Genomic DNA, 21839 nt, shown 5'->3' on the forward strand with positions numbered 1-21839 from the left:
AAACAAACAAGATGGAAAAGCAAAAAATAACAGCATTGGACGAAATATCATTGCGCAAACATCGGGTGATTTATGCATTTCATTTCGAGGCAGGCGTTTTCCCCTAAATAGGCAAGGAAAAACAGATGGTTCCGCCACACACCTCGAAAACCCCTTGCGGGAAAGACATCATCTTCTGCTTTCCAGCCCGCGGGGAAAAGCGTAAGCGTGGCGGCGTCAGTTTCACATCCGAGGTTATTTCATGCTTTTCGCATCCGATAATTGGGCCGGAGCCCATCCGAAAATTGCCGAAAATCTGACCAGACATGCCAGCGGTTTCGCCGCGGCCTATGGCACGGGCGATCTCGACCGCGCCGTCCAGCAGACATTCAGCGCAATTTTCGAGCGCGACGTCGTCGTCTTCTTTGTCGGGACCGGAACAGCGGCCAATTCCCTGGCACAGGCCAGCATCGTCCGTCCGGGCGGCATCACCTTTGCCCACCGCGAAGCGCACATGATTGCCGATGAGGCAGGTGCCCCCGGATTTTTCGCGAGCGGCGCACGGGTGCAGGCCATCGACGGGCCAACCGGCCGCATTGCCATCGATAATCTGCAAGCCGCCCTGAACGGCTTCCCCGAAGGCCACGTCCATGCGGGCCAGCCGATGAGCGTTTCCATTACGCAGTCGACTGAAAGCGGTACACTGTATGAATTGGCCGAGATCGCCGCCATCTCAGCGTTGTGCCGGGAAAACGGCCTGCCGCTGCACATGGATGGCGCGCGTTTTGCCAATGCGCTTGTCTCGCTTGGCTGTTCCCCCGCGGAAATGACCTGGAAACAGGGCGTCGACATCCTGTCATTCGGCGGCACCAAGAATGGCTGCTGGTGTGCGGAAGCGCTGGTTTTCATGAACCCCGAACAGGCAAGGCAGATGCCCTATATCCGCATGCGGTCGGCACAGAATTTTTCAAAATCCCGCTTCATCGCGGCCCAGTTCGAGGCTTATTTTGCCGACGGGCTGTGGCTGGAAACGGCAACGCATGCCAATGCCATGGCGGCGGAACTGGCAAAGCTGATCAGCAATTCGAACGATCTGCGTCTCGCCTGGCAGCCACGCGCCAATGAAGTGTTCGCGATCATGAAAAAGCAGACATCGGCAAAACTGCAGGCGGCGGGCGCCGTTTTCTATGACTGGCACACGCCCCAAGCCGAAAAGGGCCACGTTGCCGAAGACGAGACGATCACCCGTTTTGTCACGAGCTTCGCCACGACCTCCGAAGACATCCGCCGCTTCGGCGACCTGATCACATAAAAAAAGCGGCGCAAACGCGCCGCTTCTTTCACTCAAGCCATAAAAGCTCAGTTCGTGGTCTTGGCTTCGATCTGCTTGGCTGTCTTTTCCGACAGGGCAGTGACAGCGATCTTGCGCGGCTTCATTTCCTCGGGGATTTCGCGCTTGAGATCAATGTGCAGCAAGCCGTTTTTCAGGCTGGCACCACTGACTTCAACGAAATCGGCAAGGTGGAAGCGGCGCTCGAACGCGCGGGAAGCAATGCCGCGATACAGGGTTTCGGCATTATCGTCCGATGTTTCGGCAGCCTTCTCGCCCGTTACCTTGAGCTGGTTGCGATGGGCTTCGATCTGGATTTCGTCTTCCGAGAAGCCGGCAACGGCCATGGTGATGCGGTAGGTGCTCTCGCCGGTCCGCTCGATATTGTAGGGCGGATAGGACTGAGCACCGTCTGGCTGAGCCAGCGAGTCGAGGATGGTGAAAAGCCGGTCAAAACCGACAGTCGAACGATAGAGTGGGGAAAAATCCACGTGACGCATAGTAAGCCCTCCTTTAGAGCGACAATGTTGCGTGTTCTGGCTCGTCAAGAGACTCCCTCAATCGGCAAGTCCCGCTGAACCAGTGACCCCGTTATGGCGGTCACATCAGGTATTTGGGAAACGGCCAGAGCCATTTCAAGCCCCCTTTTGCTGCCGGATGTTCCGGTTTTTACACCTCCGAACGCATCCCGCAGCGATGAACGCCAGATGAACGCGCCCTTCGGGATACGTTCACACGCCCTCCCCTATAAACACATCCAACGCCGGGATTTGACCGGCAAGAGACGAGGACAAGATGATGAAAAAGACTGTTCTGGCACTGACCGCCGCCGCCCTGCTGGTCACAGGCTTTTCTGCCTCGGCCATGGCCGACGACTTCACCTATCGCGGTGACCGGGCAATCTACATGGATGGCGGCGGTGACATGGATGGCCTGCTCGTTCAGGACCGCCGTTTCTATGGTGATCGGCGCGGAGAATGGCGCCGCGATGAGCGCTTCCGCGACCAGATCGGTCCGCGCGAAGTAACCCGCATGCTGGAGCGCCGCGGCTACCGTGTCCGCGATGTGAACTTCGAACGCGGCCGTTATTTTGTCCAGGCATGGCGCCGCGGCGCGCCGGTTCTGGTCACCGTATCCCGCGATGGCGACATCCTCGATACCCGCGTGATGGGCGATCGGCGCGGCTACCGCGACCGCCGCAGTGACAACGGGTTCAGCATCGAGATCCGCCCGGCGAACGGTTACTGATTTCCTGAGATCGTTCCAGGTGTAACGTCCCTTCCGCCTGGAATGTACTGACCGGAAGCCCTCCCAAGGGTTTCCGGTCATTTTTTTGTTTTTACGAGAACCCGGTTTGACCTTTATTGCCATGCATTTTATCAAAAGATGCAAATGCACCCGTGTGATCCCCCCATGGGCGGGACGAGGACTGACCGGTATTCATGACCCATCCGCTTGTCGAAACAGCCGCCAACCCGACACCGCAGGATGCCCGCGTTGCCGCATTGCCGCTCAAGGGCGGCAGGCAGCTGCGTTACGCGATTTTCCCCGCCACCACCCATCCCGTCCAGGGCACCGTGATCATCCTGCAGGGCCGCAACGAATGCATTGAAAAATACTTCGAGACCATCCGTGACATTGCCAAGCGGGGTTTTGCCGTGGCCACCTTCGACTGGCGCGGCCAGGGTGGTTCGAGCCGCCTGCTGAAGGACCCTCTGCGCGGCCATGTCCGCAGTTTCGACCATTATGCGGCCGACCTGGAGCTGCTGTTCGAAAGCGTGCTCCTGCCCGACTGCCGCGGACCGTTTTACGTGCTGGCCCATTCCACCGGCGCGCTGGCGGCGCTTCTCGCTGCGCCTGCCCTGGCAAACCGCATCCGCCGCATGGTGCTGATGGTGCCGCTACTCGACGTCAACGGCAGCCGGCTCGGCAAGATCCTGCTCAGCGCCGTCGCCAATAGCCTGCGGCTGACCGGTCTCGGCGGGATGTACATCCGCGGCGGCAAGCCGGTGATCAAGCCCTTCGCCCTCAACGAGGTCACATCGGACGCCGCGCGCTACCTGCGCAACAGCGAAATAGTGAAAACCGCGCCGGAGCTCGCCATTGGCGGCCCGACCGCCGGGTGGATAGCGTCGGCGGCCAAGGCGATCAAACGCGTGACGAATCCCGATTATATCGAGGCGATCCGCATCCCCAGCCTTGTCGTCGCCGCCGGGGCGGACAGCGTTGTGTCCACTCCGGCAATCGAACGGTTCGCCCTGCAATTGCGCAATGCGACACTGGTCACCATCGACGGCGCCAAGCATGAAATCCTGCAGGAAAAGGATTTTTACCGCGAACAGTTTTTCGCGGCATTCGATGCCTTCATTCCCGGAACCGGCGGCGACATGGCTGGTATAGAGAACGAACAGGCCACGCAGATGTGAGCTTTCAGCGGTTGAGAAGCTCCAGCGCCTGCGCGTGCAGTTCCTTTGAGCCCGCCGCCACGATATCGCCGGCCTTTTCCGCCGGGCCGCCATCCCAATTGGTGATGACACCGCCCGCCTTTTCGATGATCGGCACCAGCGCAACGATATCGTAGGGATGCAAGGCGGTCTCCACCACCAGATCGACGAAACCGGCGGCAATCATGGCATAGCCATAGCAGTCGGCGCCGTAACGCGGCATGCGCACGCTGCGCTCCACACGGTCATAGGCCTCGCGCTTCTTGTCCTTGAATAGGGCGGGTGTCGTGGTGAACAGCGTGGCCTGGGCGATATCCGGGTTCTGCCGGGTTTTCAGCTGGCGCGCGCCACCCGGCCCCTCGTAATAAGATGCCGTGCCGTCGCACATGAACAGCTCACCGGTGAAGGGCTGCGCCATGACGCCGGCCACCGCATCGCCATCAATGGTCAAGCCCGCAAGCGTGCCCCACACCGGCAGGCCTGAAATGAAGGCGCGCGTGCCGTCGATGGGATCGATCACCCAGACATGCGAAGCGTCGAGATTTTCCGAACCAAACTCCTCGCCCATGATGCCGTGAGCGGGAAAGGTGCTGTTGATCAGCGCGCGAATCGCCCGTTCGGCTTCCCTGTCGGCCTCGGTGACCGGGTCGAATCCCACCTGATATTTGTTGTCGATGGACGAAACGGTGCGAAAGCGGGGCAATGTCTGCGCTGCCGCAACCTCGGCAATCCGCCGCAAAAACGAAAGTTCAATGGCCAAAATGGTTCCTCGCGATCAAAATTTTCTCATTTACCTGCATTGTCGGCTAAATTATTGCATTTTTTTTAGGCACATAATGATGTTGCTTAAAAAAACGCACAAATCACTTGACATTTGTGCGATGCAGCATAGATTGGTTAACAGACGGGGTGACCTGTCTATGCCCTCCTTGGGCGTTTCCTCCCTAGACTTGGACCGCGCACTTGCGCGGTCTTTTTTTGTTTGCGGACGGGCAACAGCAACAAGACCTTATTCCGCCGCGAGCGGCACATCGAGGAAGTGGAAGTCCGGCAGCGAAACGAGATCGGCCAGGAACTGGCTGATATCGCGCTGCAGCTGCCCGAAGCCCGATTTGCGCTCGTAATTGTGCTCATTGAGATAAAGGCCGCGATTGACCTCGATCTGCAATGCATGGAAACGCTTGAGCGGACGCCCGTAATGCTCGGTGATGTACCCGCCCGCATAGGGCTTGTTGTGCGCCACCGCATAGCCCATCTCGCGCAGGAGGTGGATGGCGGTGTGCGTCAATTCCGGCGAACAGCTGGTGCCGAACCGGTCGCCGATGATGAAGTCCGGGCGCAGGCCGCTTTCCGGAAACCGGATACCGGTGGGCATGGAATGGCAATCGACGAGAACGCCATAGCCAAAGCGGCTGCGCGTTTCCACCAGCATCCCGGCAAGCAGCGCATGATAGGGCTTGTAGATCGTGGTGATGCGGCCGAGCGCTTCCTCGACAGGCAGTTTCTGCGCGTAGATTTCCTGCCCTTCGCCGACAAGGCGCGGAACGGTGCCAAGACCGCCGGCAACCCGGGCCGAATTTGCATTGGCAAAAGAGGGAAGCGAATCGCTGAACATCTTCGCGTCGAGTTCATAGGGCTCGCGGTTGACGTCGAGATAGGCGCGGGGGAAATGCGCCACCAGCATCGGCGCACCGAGCATGACGCTGGCGGCAAAGAGCTGATCGACAAAACAGTCTTCCGAGCGGCGAATCGTTTGCGCATCGAGCTGCGACTGCTGCAGGAAGGCCGGCGGATAAACCTGACCGCTGTGCGGCGAATTGAACACAAACGGAATACGCTGGTCAGCCGGCCGGCGCAGTTCATAGGGCAGCTTGTCAGGGAAATCGCGCTCGAGGGTCATCATTCACTTCGACGGTTTGCTTGAATATGCCGTTACTTTAGAGCAACTTCGCCCCGGAGGGAATTGATCAGCCGCCAAAGGCAGCGGAACTTTTCCAGGCTGACCGGACCAGGCGCATTCTTCAGCCGCCCGGCTGCGATCTTGCTCGACTTTTCCGGGGTTCCCCCTTATTTTCAGCAAATCATTCACGCGATCTTTACCAAAAAAGCGTCTTGTTAAGCATGATGGGGCGCCTGTCTGGGGATGATCAGGCGACAGACAATTCGGACGGACTGATGAAGAGAATCCTGCTAGCAGAAGATGACAATGACATGCGGCGCTTCCTGGTGAAGGCGCTGGAGAAGGCAGGATATCACGTCACGCCTTTCGACAATGGCGCCAGCGCCTACGACCGATTGCGCGAAGAGCCGTTTTCACTGCTGCTCACCGACATTGTCATGCCGGAGATGGACGGCATCGAGCTGGCACGCCGTGCGTCGGAAATCGACCCGGACCTGAAAATCATGTTCATCACCGGCTTTGCCGCCGTGGCGCTGAATTCCGATTCGAAAGCGCCGAAGGATGCGAAAGTGCTTTCCAAGCCTTTCCACCTGCGCGATCTCGTCAATGAGATTGAAAAAATGCTGGTAGCGGCCTGATCAAAGGCCCTATCTGCCTGCTCCGGTGAAGAAAGCCTGATAACTTCTTCCAACCCTATTGACGGACCGGAATCAATATGGTGTATGCGCCCCTGTCGGATGGGCGTGTAGCTCAGCGGGAGAGCACTACGTTGACATCGTAGGGGTCACAGGTTCAATCCCTGTCACGCCCACCATCCGAACTTCCCTGAACCATATTCTGTCTTGCATCTGCGGTTCGTGGCAGCTTTGCCGCGTGAAGGCGGCACCCGCCAAAGGCAACCCGGGCTGTCAGAGACAGCCGAGGTCAGCCAGTGTCTGCCGTACTGCCTCATCGATCGGTGTCCTTGGCTCGGCCGCGAGTATGCCAACCAGCCGCGTGTTCGTCATGCGCAGCGGTTGCTTCCACAGATACCGCATCTCCTTCAACTCATGCATGAATGCATTGAAGGGTGCCATGATCGGCACGATCCACCATGGAAACGATCTGACCTTCACCGGGCGGCCAACCACACGCCTGATGGCCGCTGCCATCTGGATGCCGTCCGCATCCCAGAAGCCTTCCATGTGATAGACCGCGAAACGGGGAAGGGTTTCGGCCCGGTCGACCAGTTGAGCCATTGTTTCGGCGACATCGGGAAGAAACGCCCATTGGTGTCCGATGCCGCGCCTTGAAGGGTTGCTGACGAGCGATACCGGCTTTCCCGGCGTGACAAGCCCTTGCGAGAACCAGTTGTTTGCGGCCTTCGGGCCAAAGAAATCACCAGCGCGCACGATCAGCACGTCGAGACCGGATGCGGAAGCATCCTTCAGACGCTGCTCCATCATGACACGCAGCCTGCCTTTTCGCGTGACGGGATGTTGCGGACTGTCCTCACCCAGAACCGGAAAGGCATCGGGTCCGAAATTATAGACAGTGCCGGGCAGAAGCAGGCGGGCGCCCACCCGTTTTGCCGCCGCGATGGTATTGTCGAGCATGGGCACAACAAGCTTCTCCCAGTCCCGGTATCCGGGCGGGTTGACGGCATGGACGATCAGGGACACGCCCTCTGCTGCATTGCTGACATCCTGCGGATTGAGGGCATCACCCGCAATCCATTCGAAATCACCCGCGGTTTTCCCGGCCTTGCCGACGTCGCGCGTCAGGGCCTTGATATGCCAGCCTCGCTTCAGGAGGTTGCGTGCTACCGCACCGCCGATGCCACCTGTTGCGCCCAATACAAGCGCCATCTTCTGTTCTGTTGATTGCATGCGCGTTTTCTCCGTTGTCTAGGCAAGAGTGCACCAGCAATGTGATAAACAAAATTGACAAAATTCCTTGACTAGCTATACATAAATAATGCAACAGATGCCGAACTGGGATCTTTACTGGACCTTTCTTCATGTCATCCGGCACGGCTCGCTGTCCGCAGCGGCGCGCGAGCTCGGTTTGACACAGCCTACCGTGGGACGGCATATCGATACGCTGGAGGACCTTATTGGCGCCCAGCTCTTCACCCGCTCGCCGAACGGCCTGCTTGCAACCGATGCCGCGCTGGAACTGCAACCCTACGCTGCCGCCATGGCTGCCAATGCCGCGGCACTGGTCCGTCTGGCAACAGCACAGCGTGACGCTGTGGAAGGCACGGTACGCATTGGCGCGAGCGAGGTTATCGGCACCGAAGTTCTCCCACAGATACTCGCGCCGCTGCTTGAGACATATCCCGACTTGCACATCGAGTTATCCGCCTCCGATACGGTCGAAAATCTCTTGAACCGCGAGGTTGATATTGCTGTCAGAATGGCAGAGCCCACGCAGGAGGCGCTGCTTGTGCGCAATGTCGGGGGCATTTCGCTCGGGCTCTACGCACACCGTGCCTATCTTGCCAGATACGGCGTGCCCCGTACGCTGGCAGAATTGAAAAATCACCGGCTCATCGGGTTCGACAGGCAGACCGCCTTCATACGCAGCATCGAGAAACGTTTTCCGATGTCGCATGAGCTCAAGTTCAGCTATCGCACGGACAACAATCTGGCCCAACTCGCCGCTATCCGGTCAGGAATTGGCATCGGCATATGCCAGGACAGTCTCGGTCAGGCAAATCCTGACCTCGTATGCCTGCTGCCCGGCGCGTTTTCGATCATGCTGCCCACCTGGATCGCCATGCACGAAAACCTGCGGTCTTCACACCGCTTTCGGCTGATCTTCGATACGCTGATCAGAGGCATGCTTGCCCATATTGAACTGGCGTCAAGCAAGAAGGAGCAAGGCCCCCCGGGCGTTCTGACGTGCTGATCATAACGGTGCGTTCCGGCTTTGAAATAATACGGCAGCGCGCAAGGGATGACATTTGGCGCATAAAAGTCTATCGACAGCCCCATCGATGATCTGATCCAATTTTCGGAAAGCCTTGGAACCATGAAGAACGCTATCACGCTCAAGCAGTTGAAGGCCGGTGTCGGCACAGAAATCGGCTGTTCGGAATGGCGCGTGGTCAGTCAGGACATGATCGACAAGTTTGCCGATGCGACCGATGATCACCAGTTCATCCATACCGATCCGGAGCGCGCGGCCAAGGAAACGCCGTTCGGCGGCACCATTGCCCATGGCTTCCTGACCATCTCGCTGCTGTCGACGCTCGCCTATGAGGCATTGCCGATGATCGAAGGCGCGACGATGGGCATCAATTACGGTTTCGACAAGGTGCGCTTCATGGCGCCGGTCAAATCCGGCAAGCAGGTGCGTGCCCGCTTCAAGCTGGTGGATGCGGATATCCGCCCGTCCGGCCGCGTGCTCAACAACTACGAAGTCACCCTGGAAATCGAAGGCTCGATCAAACCGGCACTCGTTGCAAACTGGCTGACGATTGCCGTGCTTGAGCATCCGCCGGAAATGGACTGATCAGGCGCGGACCGCCTCGACAAGCCGCCCGGCATCGTCCAGCGGCGGCGCACTGTCACGCGCGGCCAGATCCTGGAAGGCAAACGGCCCCTGCACGAACATGCCCATATCGTAGGCATTGCGGATCTGCGCGCCCTTCAGGAACAGAAGGTGCATCTTGAAAAAATTCTTCTTGGCACGCGCATAGCGTTTGGCACTGTGAATGCGCTTGAACCGGATACGCCGGATCAGCGGTTCGGTGCGCGGGATTATCCCCAGCGCCGCCGCCGGGTTCGACCGGTAGAAATGCACGATATCCGCAATGGTCTGATACTCCGCCCACAGAACCGGCGTATCCTGCAGAACAACCCGCACATCTTCCCGCAAATCCGTTGCACGCGGATGAAAGGCGATCATCAACAGGCACGAGCCGGTCGCCACCAGCGAAACCGGCTGCTGCCTGATGAGCTGCGGCGCACTGCGCCAGACATCGGCAATGGCCTCGACAGCGGGCACCGTGCCAAGGCTGTGCCCGATGATGACCACCTCGTCCGCGCCGCTCTCCCGCAGCTTCTCGGTCAGATGGTCGGCAAAAGCCTTGCGCCGTTCCAGCAAAGCCGGACTGCGGCGGTAAATCCGGTCTGACGCCGCCGCCCAGTCATCCAAGAGGTAGGAAAGGAACACCTTTTCCCCCGGCCAGCGGATCAGGAGGCGGGCGATGCCGAGCGCAAGGGGAATGGTCCAAAACATGTGGTAGGCGCTGAAACCGCCAAACAATGGTCCAAGCCCGATCAGCAGCGCGACCAGCGAAATGAAACAGGTCAGCGCAAACGGCCACATGAAAAAGATGCAGAACCGCCAGCTTGTGCGCAGATACCGCCAGAAGGTGCCGGTGATGAGAATATCGAGAAACGCCATCAGGCCGGTGGCAAAACGCGTTACGACATTGCGCGCGGAATAGGCATCGAAGATATCGGCCGTGCCGTACTGGCAGAACTCGGTTTCGACCGTCCAGTTCGCCCCGGTCGTGTCGAGCTGCATTGAGGCGATGTTCGGCCCTTCCGGCTGCATGGGCCCCGCTTTGGTTTTCGTGTGCCAGAGCGTGTTGAAATCGGCCGAGGCATTGAGATAGCGCCCGCGCACGGCATCGGGATGCAGGCCTTCATAGCCTGTAAAATTGATAACAAGGCGCTTTTTGACAGCCATAAACCACTCTCGCGACGCGACCGCGCGAATCGGCAGCCATCGGCATTCTCATTATGGCAAAGCACGGCGCAATTGTGATCGATAACTTCACCGGCGATCAATCTGCACACTATTATTACGCGGGGCTGTCAAATACCCGCGCATTCGGCAAAAAAGATCGTCGTTGTTTCCGGTCCAACCGTCAGACTGCAACGTCGCGCGCGGATTCCTGCAGAAAGCTGTAGGCATAGCCGGAGAAGGAGCGCCAGCATTCAACCCGGAACGTGTCCTCGGCCGTCCGCCACAGCACGATCTCGATCTTGCCGAGCACCGTGCGTGAGGCCGCGCCGACCGGAAAGGCGCCGAGCGACAGGTCCTGCGGGCAACCGCCATTGACAACAGCATCGGCGCCCTTGCCGGAGACAATGATCCCGACATTGCGATGGGAGACGTCGACGGCGGAATGCAGCACCTTCACCTTGGCAAGATCGGCCACCAGCGAACTGCCGTCCGCATCGATGAGAAGCCATTCATCCGGACCGATCCACAGGGCCGCGCGGTTGCCCTGACTGGTGGTTGTCTTCGGCTTCAGCGGCAGGGAAAGGCCGAGCGCCTTCGACAGCGCCGCCACCGCATCGGGCCGCGCCCGCAGCGAAACGCGGGTGGCGTTATCAGCAAGGGTTACCGATACGGACCCGACCCCGGCATGGCCGGTCTGCAATGGATGCGCACGCTGCGCTGTTTGAGCAAGGTCAGCCATTCAACCGTTCTCCCTTTTCGTCGAAGAACACCGTTCCGGTCACTTCCACTTCGATCACACCATCGGGCATCGGCACATAGAGCGTTTCGCCGAGCCGCTTTGTTCCGTCGATCACCAGGGCCATGGCAATCGACCGGCCGCAATTCTGCGACCAGTAGGAGGATGTCACATGGCCGATCATCGTCATCGGCACGGGCTGGTTCGGGTTGGCGACGATCTGCGCGCCCTCCTCCAGCACCACATGGGCATCTTTGGTCTTCAGGCCAACCAGCTGCTTGCGGCCATCCGCCACCAGGTCGCGGCGCAACAGGCCGCGAATGCCGACATAGTCCGTCTTGTTCTTGCCGATGGCCCAGGTCAGGCCCGCATCCTGCGGCGTCACCGTGCCATCCGTATCCTGGCCGACGATGATATAGCCCTTCTCGGCCCGCAGCACGTGCATGGCCTCGGTGCCGTAGGGCGTCAGGCCCAGCGGCTTGCCGCGCTCGTAGATGGCGTCCCAGACGGCCCGGCCATAGTCGGCAGGCACGTTGATTTCGTAGCCCGCTTCACCGGTGAAGGACATGCGGAACAGCCGTGTCGGCACACCGCAGATCCTGCCTTCGCGCACGCTCATATGCGGCATGGCCTCATTGGAAAGGTCGATGCCTTCCAACAGCGGCGCGATGATCTCGCGGGCTTTCGGACCCTGCACTGCAATGACGGCCCATTGCTCGGTCGTCGAGGTCAACCAGACGTTGAGGTGCGGGAATTCCGTCTGCAGATAGTCTTCCATGTGGTTCATGACGCGCGGCGCACCGCCGGTCGTCGTCGTCACGTGGAAGCGGTCCTCGGCCAATCGGCCAACGACGCCGTCATCATAGATGAAACCGTCTTCGCGCAGCATGATGCCGTAGCGCAGGCGGCCGACACCGAGTTTTTCCCATGGATTGGTGTAGAGCAGCTCAAGGAATTTTGCCGCATCGGGCCCGACCACCTCGATCTTGCCGAGTGTCGAGGCGTCGAAGATGCCGGCCTGGTTGCGCACGGCGACGCATTCGCGGTTCACCGCCGCATGCATGTCTTCACCCGCCTGCGGGTAATACCAGGCGCGCTTCCACTGTCCGACATCCTCGAAGGCCGCGCCCTGTGCCGCATGCCACGCATGCATCGGCGTGCGGCGGGTGGGATCGAACAGGTCATGGCGGGCATGGTTGACGATGGCGCCGAAGGTCACGGGTGTGAACGGCGCCCGGAAGGTTGTCAGACCCACGGCCGGGATCGGCCGGTTGAGCGCTTCGGCGGCAATGGCCAGCCCGTGCAGGTTGGAGGTCTTGCCCTGATCGGTCGCCATGCCGTTGGTGGTGAAACGCTTGACATGCTCGATGGAATGCATGCCTTCGCGCACCGCAAGGCGAACATCCTTGGCGGTCACGTCGTTCTGGAAATCGACGAAAGCCTTGACTGTCGTATCGGCACCGGCACCCGGCGCCGAGCCGATCATGCCGAGCACCCAGTCGGTTCCGCCTGTCGCCTTGAGCGTTGCGGTCTTGCCCTTGAAACCGGTCTCGCCGGCAAGCTTGCCGCCTGCGGCAACGGCTTCGTCCAGCGCCTGCTGCAGCCCGTCGCTGCCATTGCAGGCACCGACCGAGACACAATCCTGCGCATAGGTGCCGGGCAGGAACCGCTCATTGGCGGCATCCCATGCCACCTTGCCGCGCGACTGCGAGAACAGGTGCACGGAGGGCGTCCAGCCCGCCGACATGATCAGCGCATCGACCACGACCTTGCGCTCCCTGCCGCCCCGGTTGGGGCGGATACTGATGGAGGAGACGCGGCGTTTGCCGCCGGCGCTGAACACCGCATGACCGGTCACGACGTCGATGCCAAGCGAACGGGCTTCCTCGATTACCGGCGAGGATGGATTGTCGCGCGTATCGACGATGACAGGGATATCGACGCCGGCGCGCTTCAGATCGATGGCCGCCGCATAGGCGGAATCATTGGCGGTATAGACGCCAACCTTGCGGCCGACCGCGACACCATACTGATTGAGATAGGCGCGCGCTGCCGAAGCCAGCAGAATGCCGGGACGGTCATTGTTGGCGAAAACCATGTGCCGTTCGATGGCACCGGTCGCCAGGATGACCTTCCTGGCACGCACCTGCCACAGGCGCTCCCTCGGCATGTCGGAACCGGGATTGCTCAGATGGTCGCTGATCCGCTCGACAAGGCCGACAAAATTCTGGGCGTAGTAACCGAACGCCGTGGTGCGGGTGAGAACCGTGACGTTGTCCATGGCGCGCAGGGATGCCAGCGTCTCCGTCGCCCAGTCATAACCCGGCTTGCCGTCGATGGTCACGTCGGTCTCGTAGCGCAGCGCGCCGCCCGCTTCCGCCTGCTCATCGCAGATGATGACCTTGGCACCGGTTTGCGCGGCGCTGAGCGCAGCGGCAAGACCGGCAGCGCCGCCGCCGACCACCAGCACATCGCAATGGGCGAAACGGTTGGAATAACGGTCCGTGTCGGCTTCACCCGGAACAACACCAAGACCGGCCGCCGCACGGATCTTTGGCTCGTAGATGGTTTTCCATGCGAACTTCGGCCACATGAACGTCTTGTAGTAGAAGCCTGCAGGCAGCATGGGCGAAAACACGTCATTGATCGCACCGACGTCGAAGGTCAGCGACGGCCAGCGGTTCTGCGACTTGACCTGCAGCCCGTCATAGATCTCCTGCACCGTCGCCCGCACGTTCGGCTGCTTGCGGGATTTGTCCCGCTCGATATCAACAAGCGCATTCGGCTCTTCGCTGCCCGCGGAGAGGATGCCGCGCGGACGGTGATATTTGAACGAACGGCCGACCAGATGAATGCCGTTGGCCAGCAGCGCCGAGGCCAGCGTGTCGCCTTCAAGACCCGTCAGGCTCTGCCCGTCAAAGGTGAAGCGGACGGTCTTCGCCGGGACCAGGCGGCCGGCACCGGCAATACGGTTGCTTCCGGAGTGGGATGGAGTGCTCATGGCTTACAGCTCCCCTTTCTTGGCGCGGGGGGCGCGTTTCTTTGCAGGTTCAGCATCGGAAACGGTTTCCGGATTGAGAAGCGTTTCGACATCCGGGCGCGGTTCGCCCGCCTTGTAAACGGTCAGGAACTTGTCGGAGACGGAATCGCGCACGGCATTGAAGAAACGTCCGCAGCCGTGAATATGCCGCCAGCGCTCGAACTGCAGCCCCTTGGGGTTCTGGCGGAAATACAGGAAGGCGGCAAAGTCTTCGTCCGATTGTTCCGATATGGCCGGGGAGCGCACGAGATGCGCTTCACCCGCGTTGCGGAATTCCAGCTCCGGGCGCTCTTCTTCGCAATAGGGGCATTTGATGAGAAGCATTGTCGTCGTCTCGTTTCTTGAATCTGTCAGTGCGCCACGGCGGCGGCGGCGGCTTCGTCGATCAGGCGCCCGGTGGTGAAGCGCTCGAGCGTGAACGGCGCATTGATCCGATGCGGCTCATCCCGGGCGATCGTATGGGCGAACACATTGCCGGAGCCGGGCGTTGCCTTGAACCCGCCGGTTCCCCAGCCGCAATTGACGTAGAGACCGGGGACGGGCGTCTTGGCGAGGATCGGCGAACGGTCCGGCGTCACGTCGACGATGCCGCCCCAGGACCGCAGCATTTTCAGCCGTGTCAGCACCGGGAACATTTCGCAGATCGCGTCCAGCGTGTGATTGATGATGTGCAGGCCGCCGGTCTGGGAATAGGACGTGTACTGGTCCGTCCCCGCACCGATGACCATTTCGCCCTTGTCGGACTGCGAGATATAGGCGTGCACGGTGTTCGACATGATCACACAGGGGATCAGCGGCTTGACCGGCTCGGACACCAGCGCCTGCAGCGGATAGCTTTCCAGCGGCATGCGCACGCCGGCCATATTCATGATCACCGAGGTATGACCGGCGGCCACCACACCGACCTTCTTGGCATTGATCGGGCCGCGATTGGTATCGACGCCGACAACCGCGCCATTGGCAGCGCGGCGAATGCCGGTCACTTCGCAGTTCTGGATGATATGCACGCCGCGATCGGCAGCCGCGCGGGCATAGCCCCAGGCAACGGCATCATGACGGGCCGTGCCGCCGCGCCGCTGCAGGGCCGCACCGATGATGGGATAGCGCGCATCGGCGGACAGGTTGATCGGCGGGCAGAATTCCTTGACCTGTTCGGGCGTTAGCCATTCATTGTCGATGCCGTTCAGCCGGTTGGCATGGATATGGCGCTTGAATACCTGGACGTCGTGGATGTTGTGCGCCAGCATCATCACGCCGCGCGCCGAATACATGACGTTGTAGTTGAGGTCCTGGCTCAGGCCCTCCCACAATTTCACCGCATGTTCGTAAATGCCGGCCGATTCGTCATAGAGATAGTTGGACCGGATGATCGTGGTGTTGCGGCCGGTGTTGCCGCCGCCCAGCCAGCCCTTTTCCAGAACAGCGACATTGGTAATGCCATGCTCCTTCGCCAGGTAGTAGGCAGTGGCAAGACCATGTCCGCCAGCGCCAACAATGATGACGTCATATTCCGACTTGGGTTCGGGCGACGTCCATTGCTGTTCCCACCCCTTGTGGGCACGCAATGCCTCGCGGGCCAAAGCAAACACTGAATATTTCCGCATCATTCAATCCTTTGCAGAGCTTTCGGCCGTACCGGTGACCTTGGCAGAGCGTTTTGTTCCACGATTTGCGAGAGCAGTATCCTGTCCTGAAATCGACATCGATTTTCAAGCGCAGGATCGCACTTTTATGCATCAGTAACGCATCCGCTCAAAGGTCTTTTGCCATTTTGCGACGGAGATTGGCGTTCCGTGCCGGTTATTCTAAAATTGCACGGGCGCGTAAACCGGCGGCGGGGAAGAATATCCGCCATTTTAAACAGCTTCACCATGGACATTCCATTGCCATTCTGATAATGGCCTCGTCAGTTTGCGATGGATGACCGTCGCGAAGTTTGGATTGCTGACCCACTGACCAAGGATATGGGTTCGGATTCAAGCTCAACGAAATTCTAAGAGATACAGGATAAAACGTGCAGGTACTCGTACGCGAAAACAATGTTGATCAGGCTCTCCGCGTTCTCAAGAAGAAGATGCAGCGCGAAGGCATGTTCCGCGAAATGAAGATGCATGATCATTACGAGAAGCCCTCGATCAAGCGCGCCCGCCAGAAGGCAGAAGCCATCAGCCGCGCCCGCAAGCTTGCCCGCAAGCAGGCACAGCGCGAAGGTCTTCTGCCAATGCCAGCACGCAAGGCACCGGTCCGCGCTTCTGCGGCTCGTTGATCAGCATTTATTAACGCCTTGACACAATAACGGGGTGGAGTGGCTTGCGTCACACCGCCCTTTTTGCGTTTTGGATTGAACGGGATACCAAGAGTATGACACATTCACTTGAAATGGTTTCGTATCGCGACCCGCAATCGGCATTCAAGGCGTTGCGCACCACCGGACTGGTGATCGCTTCGGTTCTCACCCTGGCTGTTGCCGGGTGTCAAACCTCGACCAGCGACATGACCGGGATCGACAAGGCGCAAGGGTCTTCCGAGAACATCAGTTCGCTCGACAGCGTCATCCGCAGCAATCCCCGCGATCCCGAAGCCTACAATGTGCGCGGCTCCGCCTTCGGCCGGGCCGGCCGCAACAGCGATGCGATCAAGGATTTCAACACGGCGTTGCAGTTGAACCCGAATTTCTACCAGGCCTATGCGAACCGCGCGCTGGTCTACCGCAACATGGGCAACACGGCCCAGGCGGCAGCGGACTACAGCAAGTCCATCCAGATCAATCCGCAATATGACGCCGCCTATATCGGCCGCGGCAATCTCTACCGTCTGTCGGGACAGCTCGACCGCGCCTTCAGCGATTTCCAGCAGGCTATCCAGCTCAACACGACCGATCCCCGCGCCTATCACAATCGCGGCCTGATCTATCAGGCGCGCGGCCAGCACAAGCAGGCGATCGAAGATTTCTCCACGGCGATCTCGCTGCAGCCCGATGCCGCCGAGCCCTATAACGGCCGCGGCATTTCCTATGTGGCCATGGGCGATGACGACAACGCCTTTGACGATTTCAACAACGCGATCAAGCTGGACGGCACGATTGCCGAGGGTTGGGCCAATCAGGCGCTGATCTACGAGCATCGCGGCGACAAGGCCCGTGCGGCGAAATCCTATGCCAAGGCGGCGCAGCTCGATCCCAAGTACAAGCCTGCCCTTGATGGTCTGGCGCGCACGCGCTCCTGATCCCATCCCATGAAGCGGTTCGTCGTTGTTTCCGCTCACCCCCTGAAAGAAAGCCTGTGCGGGCACCTGACCGCATTGGTGGCGGAACAGATTGCCGCGTCACCGCATGAACTCAAGCTGTTCGATCTTTATCAGCGTGGTTTTGATCCCAGGCTTTCGCCCGAGGAAAGGCAGAGCTACTACACCACGCAATACGATGCCTCCGAAGTCACGGACGACGCCACCGCCTTGCAGAATGCGGATGTGCTCATCCTGGTTTTTCCCACCTGGTGGTTCGGACTGCCTGCCATCCTGAAGGGCTGGATCGACCGGGTCTTCGTGCCCGGCACCGCCTACGATCATGCGCCGGACTTCGGCCGGATGATCCCCCGTCTCAACGCCATGACCGCATGCATCGCCATCACCACGCTCGGATCGCCCTGGTGGATCGACCGGCTGATCATGTTCCGTCCGGTGCGCCGTATCCTCGGCACGGCCATCATCGGCACCTGCGCACCCAAGGCGCGCTTCTCCATGCTGTCGCTCTACAATTGCGAGAAACTGGCCCCTGCCCGGCTGGCGGCGTTTGAGCAAAAGATTCAGCGGACAATCCAACAGACCTTGAAATGAAAAAGCCCGCCGGTTTGGCGGGCTTTCCGTTTGTTCCGTCAGCAACCGGATCAGTGATCCAGAGCCTTGACGATGTTTTCGACCATCTTCTTGGCGTCGGCAAACAGCATCATCGTGTTGTCGCGGAAGAACAGCTCGTTCTCGACGCCGGCATAGCCGGAACCCATGCCGCGCTTGATGAACAGAACCGTACCGGCCTTGTCCACATCGAGGATCGGCATGCCGAAGATCGGCGATTTCGGATCGGTCTTCGCTGCCGGGTTGGTGACGTCATTGGCACCGATGACGAAAGCCACGTCGGCCTGCGCAAACTCGGAGTTGATGTCTTCCAGCTCGAACACTTCGTCATAGGGAACATTGGCTTCGGCCAGAAGCACGTTCATATGACCGGGCATACGGCCCGCGACCGGATGGATGGCATATTTGACTTCCACACCCTCAGCCTTCAGCTTGTCGGCCATTTCACGCAGGGCGTGCTGGGCCTGCGCCACCGCCATGCCATAACCCGGCACGATGATGACCTTGGAGGCGTTCTTCATGATGAAGGCGGCATCGTCAGCCGAGCCCTGCTTCACAGGGCGCTGTTCGACTTCACCGGCCGCAGCACCACCGGTCTCGCCGCCGAAGCCGCCAAGAATGACCGAGATGAACGAACGGTTCATGCCCTTGCACATGATGTAGGACAGAATGGCACCGGAAGAGCCCACCAGCGCGCCGGTGATGATCAGCGCCAGATTGCCGAGGGTGAAGCCGATACCGGCTGCAGCCCAGCCCGAATAGGAGTTGAGCATCGACACCACGACGGGCATGTCGGCGCCGCCGATCGGCACGATGATCAGCACACCCAGAACCAGCGAGAGCAGGACGATCAGCCAGAAGACGAAATGGCTTTCGCTCATCACCAGCGCCACGACCAGCACGACGATGGCAATTGCCAAGCCCGCATTGAGCACATGGCGGCCCGGCAGCATGATCGGTTTGCCCGACATGCGGCCGTCGAGCTTGAGGAAGGCGATGATGGAGCCGGTAAAGGTGATCGCGCCGATGGCGACACCCAGCGACATTTCCACCAGCGCCTGCCCGTGAATGGAGCCGACTTCGCCGATCCCGAAGGAGTTGGGCGAGTAGATGGCCGCCGCAGCCACCATGACGGCGGCCAGACCGACCAGCGAGTGGAAGGCGGCAACCAGCTGCGGCATGGCCGTCATGGCGATGCGCTTGGCCGTATAGGCACCAACGCCGCCGCCGATGGCAAGACCGATGACGATGAGGCCAAGACCCCTGAAGCTCGGCTCGGCAAGGGTGAGTGTGGTGAGGATCGATATGCCCATACCGATCATGCCGTAGAAATTACCCTGACGGCTTGTGGTGGGATGCGACAGGCCGCGCAGCGCCAGAATGAACAGGACGCCGGAGACAAGATAAAGAAAAGCTGCGAGATTTACGCTCATTGCCCAGGTCTCACTTTTCTTTTTTCTTGTACATGGCGAGCATGCGATGGGTCACAAGGAAGCCGCCAAAGATATTGACGCTGGCAAGCACCAGGGCGATGAAGCCGAAGCCGGTGGCAAAGCCGCTGGCCGACAGGCCGACCGCAAGCAGTGCGCCGACGACGATAACCGACGAGATGGCGTTGGTGACGGCCATCAGCGGCGTGTGCAGGGCCGGTGTTACCGACCAGACGACGTAGTAGCCGACAAAGATCGCCAGCACGAAGATCGCGAGGCGGAAGACGAAGGGATCAACGGCACCGCCGGTCACCGCATGGGCCGCAGCACCGGCTGCTTCCGGCATGTTCTCAGCCACCTGGCGAACCGTTTCGGCCGCCTGATTGAGACTATCAAGCGCTTTTTCAAGTGCGGTATCAGCCATCACGCCTCTCCTTCAGTCGTTTTGGGGGCCGCCGTTTTGGGCGCGGTTTTCTTGGGTGCGGCAGCTTTTTTCGGCGCAGCCTTCTTGGGCTCTGCCTTTGCTTCAGCCGGTGCGGCTGGCGCTGCCTTCACCGCAGCCTTTTTGGCCATGGGTTTCGCCGCAGGTGCGGCAGCCGTTGCAGCCGCTGCGGCAAAGTTCGGATGAACCACCTTGCCGTCATGGGTGAGCACGGTTGCCTTGACCAGCTCGTCATCGAAATTGATCTTGACGGCCTTGGCATCCTTGTCGACCAGCGTCTCGACGAAAGCCAAGAGGTTCTTGGCGTAGAGCTGCGAGGCGGTCGCTGCAATACGGCCGGCGACATTGAGATGACCGACAATCTTCACACCGTCGACATCGACGGTCTTGCCCGCCACAGCCCCTTCGACATTGCCGCCGCGCTCGACAGCGAGATCGACGATGACCGAACCGGGACGCATGCGCGCATACATTTCCCGGGTGACGAGCCGCGGTGCGGGCCGTCCGGGAATGAGCGCGGTGGTGATGATAATATCCTGCTTGGCAATATGGTCGGCAACCAGCGCCGCCTGCTTTGCCTGATATTCCTTCGACATTTCCTTGGCGTAGCCGCCAGCGGTTTCAGCCGCCTTGAACTCGTCGTCCTCGACAGCGAGGAATTTCGCACCGAGCGAAGCAACCTGTTCCTTCACGGCGGGGCGCACGTCCGTCGCGGTGACGACGGCGCCCATGCGGCGCGCCGTGGCAATCGCCTGCAGACCGGCTACGCCGACGCCCATGATGAAGATCTTGGCCGCAGGAACGGTACCGGCCGCCGTCATCATCATCGGCAGGGCCCGGTCATATTCCCCGGCCGCATCGACCACCGCCTGATAGCCGGCAAGGTTGGCCTGGCTCGACAACACGTCCATGACCTGCGCCCGCGTGATGCGCGGCATGAATTCCATGGTGAAGGCGCTGACACCCGCATCGGCCAGCTCCTTGACGGCAGCATCATTGCCGTAAGGGTCGAGCATGGCGATGACGACAGCGCCCTTTTTGTAGGATTTGAGCTCAGCCGTGGATGGACGCCGGACTTTCAGAACGACATCGGCATTGCGGATGTCGGCGGTTTTGCCGATGGTCGCGCCCGCCGCTTCGAATTCGCGGTCCGGAATGCGGGACAGGACACCCGCGCCGCCTTCCACAATGACTGAAAAACCAAGACCGATCAGTTTCTTGACCGTTTCCGCCGAACCGCCAACCCGCGGTTCATTTACGTCGGTCTCTTTCGGTATGAACAGTGTCTGAGCCAAGCCCTCACCCCCAAGCATGTTGCCACTATACAGGCAGTGGCCCGAAGACCAGCGCGCCTGCCCCGCTATGACGATTGGCAATCCTGGTGATGGGCCCGCTCATGCAAGCGGATGTCAACAGGATTATCCGCCCGGCTCATGAACAACGCTGATGGAGCGTGTTTACAGAACGAACCAGGCAGCAACGCAAATAAGAATAAACAGAATAGTTGCGGAGAAGAACCCGCCAGCGAAAAAGCCGAACGCCATCGCAGCTACCAAAGCGATGCAGACAACCGCACCCCATTTTGAAAGAGCAATGAACAGATCATACGTCTTTTCATGCTCGTTGTAGTCCATGGGTGCACCCAGTTCTGCGGGCGCCGTGTCGTGATGTTCAGCCATCTTCAAACCTCATAAAGTCTTAGTCCTATTGGCAATAGCGAAAAGCCCGCAGCAGCGCAATGCGCAGATGGTCGCTGAAAAGCCTCTCAATCGATAAAAATGGCAACTGCGCTGATTTTATCAGCCGGGCCTTTCTTCCCCGCTGCACTCAGCTGAGCAGATGCGGGAAAAGTCCGGTCACGCCGATGATGATGAGATAGAGCGCAACCACGTAATTGAGCAGGCGCGGCGCGATCAGGATGATGATCCCGGCGATCAGCGCGACGAGCGGCGCAATGGCAATTTGTGCAATCATGACAGCGATACTTTCCTGTTGAGTCTGGC

At 59.8% G+C, this 21839-nt stretch carries 23 protein-coding genes and 1 tRNA gene; 10 read left to right on the top strand and 14 right to left on the bottom strand.

Annotation, left to right across the window (positions count from 1 at the left end; translation table 11 throughout):
• Positions 1-241 precede the first annotated feature (241 nt).
• On the top strand, positions 242-1291 hold the full coding sequence (locus ACP7B1_RS19340) for a low specificity L-threonine aldolase (RefSeq protein ID WP_346305333.1): 1050 nt from the start codon (positions 242-244) through the stop codon (positions 1289-1291).
• A gap of 47 nt (positions 1292-1338) precedes the next feature.
• On the opposite strand, the gene ACP7B1_RS19345 is transcribed toward ACP7B1_RS19340, so the two are convergent.
• Positions 1339-1809 carry an Hsp20 family protein gene (locus ACP7B1_RS19345; protein ID WP_346305332.1) on the bottom strand — a complete coding sequence of 157 codons (471 nt, stop codon included), beginning with the start codon at positions 1807-1809 and terminating at the stop codon, positions 1339-1341.
• Positions 1810-2107: 298 nt separating this feature from the next.
• Here ACP7B1_RS19345 and ACP7B1_RS19350 point away from each other — a divergent pair, with 298 nt between their 5' ends.
• Positions 2108-2557, top strand: coding sequence for a hypothetical protein (locus ACP7B1_RS19350; RefSeq protein ID WP_346305331.1), 450 nt, complete (start codon positions 2108-2110; stop codon positions 2555-2557).
• A gap of 194 nt (positions 2558-2751) precedes the next feature.
• The gene (locus ACP7B1_RS19355; RefSeq protein ID WP_346305330.1) at positions 2752-3735 is read left to right on the top strand and encodes an alpha/beta hydrolase; all 984 of its coding nucleotides are present in this window, start codon (positions 2752-2754) and stop codon (positions 3733-3735) included.
• A gap of 4 nt (positions 3736-3739) precedes the next feature.
• Here ACP7B1_RS19355 and hisN read toward each other — a convergent pair whose 3' ends face one another.
• Both hisN and ACP7B1_RS19365 read right to left on the bottom strand, forming a co-directional pair.
• The gene (gene hisN, locus ACP7B1_RS19360) at positions 3740-4513 is read right to left on the bottom strand and encodes a histidinol-phosphatase (RefSeq protein WP_288194345.1); all 774 of its coding nucleotides are present in this window, start codon (positions 4511-4513) and stop codon (positions 3740-3742) included.
• Between the two features lie 249 nt (positions 4514-4762).
• Entirely contained in the window at positions 4763-5653 is an 891-nt protein-coding gene (locus tag ACP7B1_RS19365; protein WP_346305329.1) for an N-formylglutamate amidohydrolase, read from the bottom strand.
• 275 nt (positions 5654-5928) lie between these two features.
• Here ACP7B1_RS19365 and cpdR point away from each other — a divergent pair, with 275 nt between their 5' ends.
• Together cpdR and ACP7B1_RS19375 are read left to right on the top strand one after the other, a co-directional pair.
• Positions 5929-6291 (top strand): cell cycle two-component system response regulator CpdR, encoded by a 363-nt coding sequence (gene cpdR, locus ACP7B1_RS19370; RefSeq protein ID WP_091878276.1) that lies wholly within the window; start codon positions 5929-5931, stop codon positions 6289-6291.
• Between the two features lie 101 nt (positions 6292-6392).
• A tRNA-Val gene (locus ACP7B1_RS19375) sits at positions 6393-6467 on the top strand.
• A gap of 94 nt (positions 6468-6561) precedes the next feature.
• On the opposite strand, the gene ACP7B1_RS19380 is transcribed toward ACP7B1_RS19375, so the two are convergent.
• The gene (locus ACP7B1_RS19380) at positions 6562-7521 is read right to left on the bottom strand and encodes an NAD(P)H-binding protein (RefSeq protein WP_346305328.1); all 960 of its coding nucleotides are present in this window, start codon (positions 7519-7521) and stop codon (positions 6562-6564) included.
• 88 nt (positions 7522-7609) lie between these two features.
• Here ACP7B1_RS19380 and ACP7B1_RS19385 point away from each other — a divergent pair, with 88 nt between their 5' ends.
• Both ACP7B1_RS19385 and ACP7B1_RS19390 read left to right on the top strand, forming a co-directional pair.
• Positions 7610-8545, top strand: a complete 936-nt coding sequence (locus ACP7B1_RS19385; protein ID WP_346305327.1) for a LysR family transcriptional regulator — start codon at positions 7610-7612, stop codon at positions 8543-8545.
• Between the two features lie 123 nt (positions 8546-8668).
• On the top strand, positions 8669-9151 hold the full coding sequence (locus tag ACP7B1_RS19390) for a MaoC family dehydratase (protein WP_223615957.1): 483 nt from the start codon (positions 8669-8671) through the stop codon (positions 9149-9151).
• Here ACP7B1_RS19390 and ACP7B1_RS19395 read toward each other — a convergent pair whose 3' ends face one another.
• From ACP7B1_RS19395 to ACP7B1_RS19415, 5 genes are all read right to left on the bottom strand, one after another.
• On the bottom strand, positions 9152-10336 hold the full coding sequence (locus ACP7B1_RS19395; protein ID WP_346305325.1) for an alpha/beta hydrolase: 1185 nt from the start codon (positions 10334-10336) through the stop codon (positions 9152-9154).
• Between the two features lie 181 nt (positions 10337-10517).
• The gene (locus ACP7B1_RS19400; RefSeq protein WP_346305324.1) at positions 10518-11075 is read right to left on the bottom strand and encodes a sarcosine oxidase subunit gamma; all 558 of its coding nucleotides are present in this window, start codon (positions 11073-11075) and stop codon (positions 10518-10520) included.
• Positions 11068-14073, bottom strand: coding sequence for a sarcosine oxidase subunit alpha (locus ACP7B1_RS19405; protein WP_346305323.1), 3006 nt, complete (start codon positions 14071-14073; stop codon positions 11068-11070). The genes ACP7B1_RS19400 and ACP7B1_RS19405 overlap by 8 nt, the downstream gene beginning before the upstream one ends.
• Positions 14074-14076: 3 nt before the next feature.
• A complete protein-coding gene (locus ACP7B1_RS19410) occupies positions 14077-14436 on the bottom strand; it encodes a sarcosine oxidase subunit delta (protein ID WP_223615953.1) in 360 nt (119 codons plus the stop codon).
• 26 nt (positions 14437-14462) lie between these two features.
• Positions 14463-15716, bottom strand: a complete 1254-nt coding sequence (locus ACP7B1_RS19415) for a sarcosine oxidase subunit beta (protein WP_223615952.1) — start codon at positions 15714-15716, stop codon at positions 14463-14465.
• A gap of 410 nt (positions 15717-16126) precedes the next feature.
• Here ACP7B1_RS19415 and rpsU point away from each other — a divergent pair, with 410 nt between their 5' ends.
• From rpsU to ACP7B1_RS19430, 3 genes are all read left to right on the top strand, one after another.
• The gene (gene rpsU / locus ACP7B1_RS19420; protein WP_099997993.1) at positions 16127-16378 is read left to right on the top strand and encodes a 30S ribosomal protein S21; all 252 of its coding nucleotides are present in this window, start codon (positions 16127-16129) and stop codon (positions 16376-16378) included.
• Positions 16379-16491: 113 nt separating this feature from the next.
• Entirely contained in the window at positions 16492-17337 is an 846-nt protein-coding gene (locus ACP7B1_RS19425; RefSeq protein WP_346305335.1) for a tetratricopeptide repeat protein, read from the top strand.
• A 9-nt stretch (positions 17338-17346) separates the two neighbouring features.
• A complete protein-coding gene (locus ACP7B1_RS19430) occupies positions 17347-17946 on the top strand; it encodes an NAD(P)H-dependent oxidoreductase (RefSeq protein WP_346305322.1) in 600 nt (199 codons plus the stop codon).
• Between the two features lie 50 nt (positions 17947-17996).
• Here the strand turns inward: ACP7B1_RS19430 and ACP7B1_RS19435 are convergent, their stop codons facing one another.
• From ACP7B1_RS19435 to ACP7B1_RS19455, 5 genes are all read right to left on the bottom strand, one after another.
• Positions 17997-19397 (bottom strand): NAD(P)(+) transhydrogenase (Re/Si-specific) subunit beta, encoded by a 1401-nt coding sequence (locus ACP7B1_RS19435; RefSeq protein ID WP_223615950.1) that lies wholly within the window; start codon positions 19395-19397, stop codon positions 17997-17999.
• A 10-nt stretch (positions 19398-19407) separates the two neighbouring features.
• Positions 19408-19818 (bottom strand): NAD(P) transhydrogenase subunit alpha, encoded by a 411-nt coding sequence (locus ACP7B1_RS19440; RefSeq protein ID WP_223615949.1) that lies wholly within the window; start codon positions 19816-19818, stop codon positions 19408-19410.
• Positions 19818-21131 (bottom strand): Re/Si-specific NAD(P)(+) transhydrogenase subunit alpha, encoded by a 1314-nt coding sequence (locus tag ACP7B1_RS19445; protein ID WP_426137194.1) that lies wholly within the window; start codon positions 21129-21131, stop codon positions 19818-19820. The genes ACP7B1_RS19440 and ACP7B1_RS19445 overlap by 1 nt, the downstream gene beginning before the upstream one ends.
• Before the next feature lie 162 nt (positions 21132-21293).
• Entirely contained in the window at positions 21294-21515 is a 222-nt protein-coding gene (locus ACP7B1_RS19450) for an aa3-type cytochrome c oxidase subunit IV (protein WP_223615947.1), read from the bottom strand.
• A 148-nt stretch (positions 21516-21663) separates the two neighbouring features.
• A complete protein-coding gene (locus ACP7B1_RS19455) occupies positions 21664-21810 on the bottom strand; it encodes a DUF3096 domain-containing protein (RefSeq protein WP_091878304.1) in 147 nt (48 codons plus the stop codon).
• Positions 21811-21839 lie beyond the last annotated feature (29 nt).

Source organism: Phyllobacterium sp. SL163 (genome assembly GCF_049896885.1).
In the GTDB taxonomy this organism is placed as follows: domain Bacteria; phylum Pseudomonadota; class Alphaproteobacteria; order Rhizobiales; family Rhizobiaceae; genus Phyllobacterium; species Phyllobacterium calauticae.

Bases quoted from the DNA above. Each gene is read 5' to 3' on its own strand.
- ACP7B1_RS19340 (WP_346305333.1), top strand. From the start codon at position 242: ATGCTTTTCGCATCCGATAATTGGGCCGGAGCCCATCCGAAAATTGCC.
- ACP7B1_RS19345 (WP_346305332.1), bottom strand. From the start codon at position 1,809: ATGCGTCACGTGGATTTTTCCCCACTCTATCGTTCGACTGTCGGTTTT.
- ACP7B1_RS19350 (WP_346305331.1), top strand. From the start codon at position 2,108: ATGAAAAAGACTGTTCTGGCACTGACCGCCGCCGCCCTGCTGGTCACA.
- ACP7B1_RS19355 (WP_346305330.1), top strand. From the start codon at position 2,752: ATGACCCATCCGCTTGTCGAAACAGCCGCCAACCCGACACCGCAGGAT.
- ACP7B1_RS19365 (WP_346305329.1), bottom strand. From the start codon at position 5,653: ATGACCCTCGAGCGCGATTTCCCTGACAAGCTGCCCTATGAACTGCGC.
- cpdR (WP_091878276.1), top strand. From the start codon at position 5,929: ATGAAGAGAATCCTGCTAGCAGAAGATGACAATGACATGCGGCGCTTC.
- ACP7B1_RS19380 (WP_346305328.1), bottom strand. From the start codon at position 7,521: ATGCAATCAACAGAACAGAAGATGGCGCTTGTATTGGGCGCAACAGGT.
- ACP7B1_RS19385 (WP_346305327.1), top strand. From the start codon at position 7,610: ATGCAACAGATGCCGAACTGGGATCTTTACTGGACCTTTCTTCATGTC.
- ACP7B1_RS19390 (WP_223615957.1), top strand. From the start codon at position 8,669: ATGAAGAACGCTATCACGCTCAAGCAGTTGAAGGCCGGTGTCGGCACA.
- ACP7B1_RS19395 (WP_346305325.1), bottom strand. From the start codon at position 10,336: ATGGCTGTCAAAAAGCGCCTTGTTATCAATTTTACAGGCTATGAAGGC.
- ACP7B1_RS19400 (WP_346305324.1), bottom strand. From the start codon at position 11,075: ATGGCTGACCTTGCTCAAACAGCGCAGCGTGCGCATCCATTGCAGACC.
- ACP7B1_RS19405 (WP_346305323.1), bottom strand. From the start codon at position 14,073: ATGAGCACTCCATCCCACTCCGGAAGCAACCGTATTGCCGGTGCCGGC.
- ACP7B1_RS19410 (WP_223615953.1), bottom strand. From the start codon at position 14,436: ATGCTTCTCATCAAATGCCCCTATTGCGAAGAAGAGCGCCCGGAGCTG.
- ACP7B1_RS19415 (WP_223615952.1), bottom strand. From the start codon at position 15,716: ATGCGGAAATATTCAGTGTTTGCTTTGGCCCGCGAGGCATTGCGTGCC.
- ACP7B1_RS19425 (WP_346305335.1), top strand. From the start codon at position 16,492: ATGGTTTCGTATCGCGACCCGCAATCGGCATTCAAGGCGTTGCGCACC.
- ACP7B1_RS19430 (WP_346305322.1), top strand. From the start codon at position 17,347: ATGAAGCGGTTCGTCGTTGTTTCCGCTCACCCCCTGAAAGAAAGCCTG.
- ACP7B1_RS19435 (WP_223615950.1), bottom strand. From the start codon at position 19,397: ATGAGCGTAAATCTCGCAGCTTTTCTTTATCTTGTCTCCGGCGTCCTG.
- ACP7B1_RS19440 (WP_223615949.1), bottom strand. From the start codon at position 19,818: ATGGCTGATACCGCACTTGAAAAAGCGCTTGATAGTCTCAATCAGGCG.
- ACP7B1_RS19450 (WP_223615947.1), bottom strand. From the start codon at position 21,515: ATGGCTGAACATCACGACACGGCGCCCGCAGAACTGGGTGCACCCATG.
- ACP7B1_RS19455 (WP_091878304.1), bottom strand. From the start codon at position 21,810: ATGATTGCACAAATTGCCATTGCGCCGCTCGTCGCGCTGATCGCCGGG.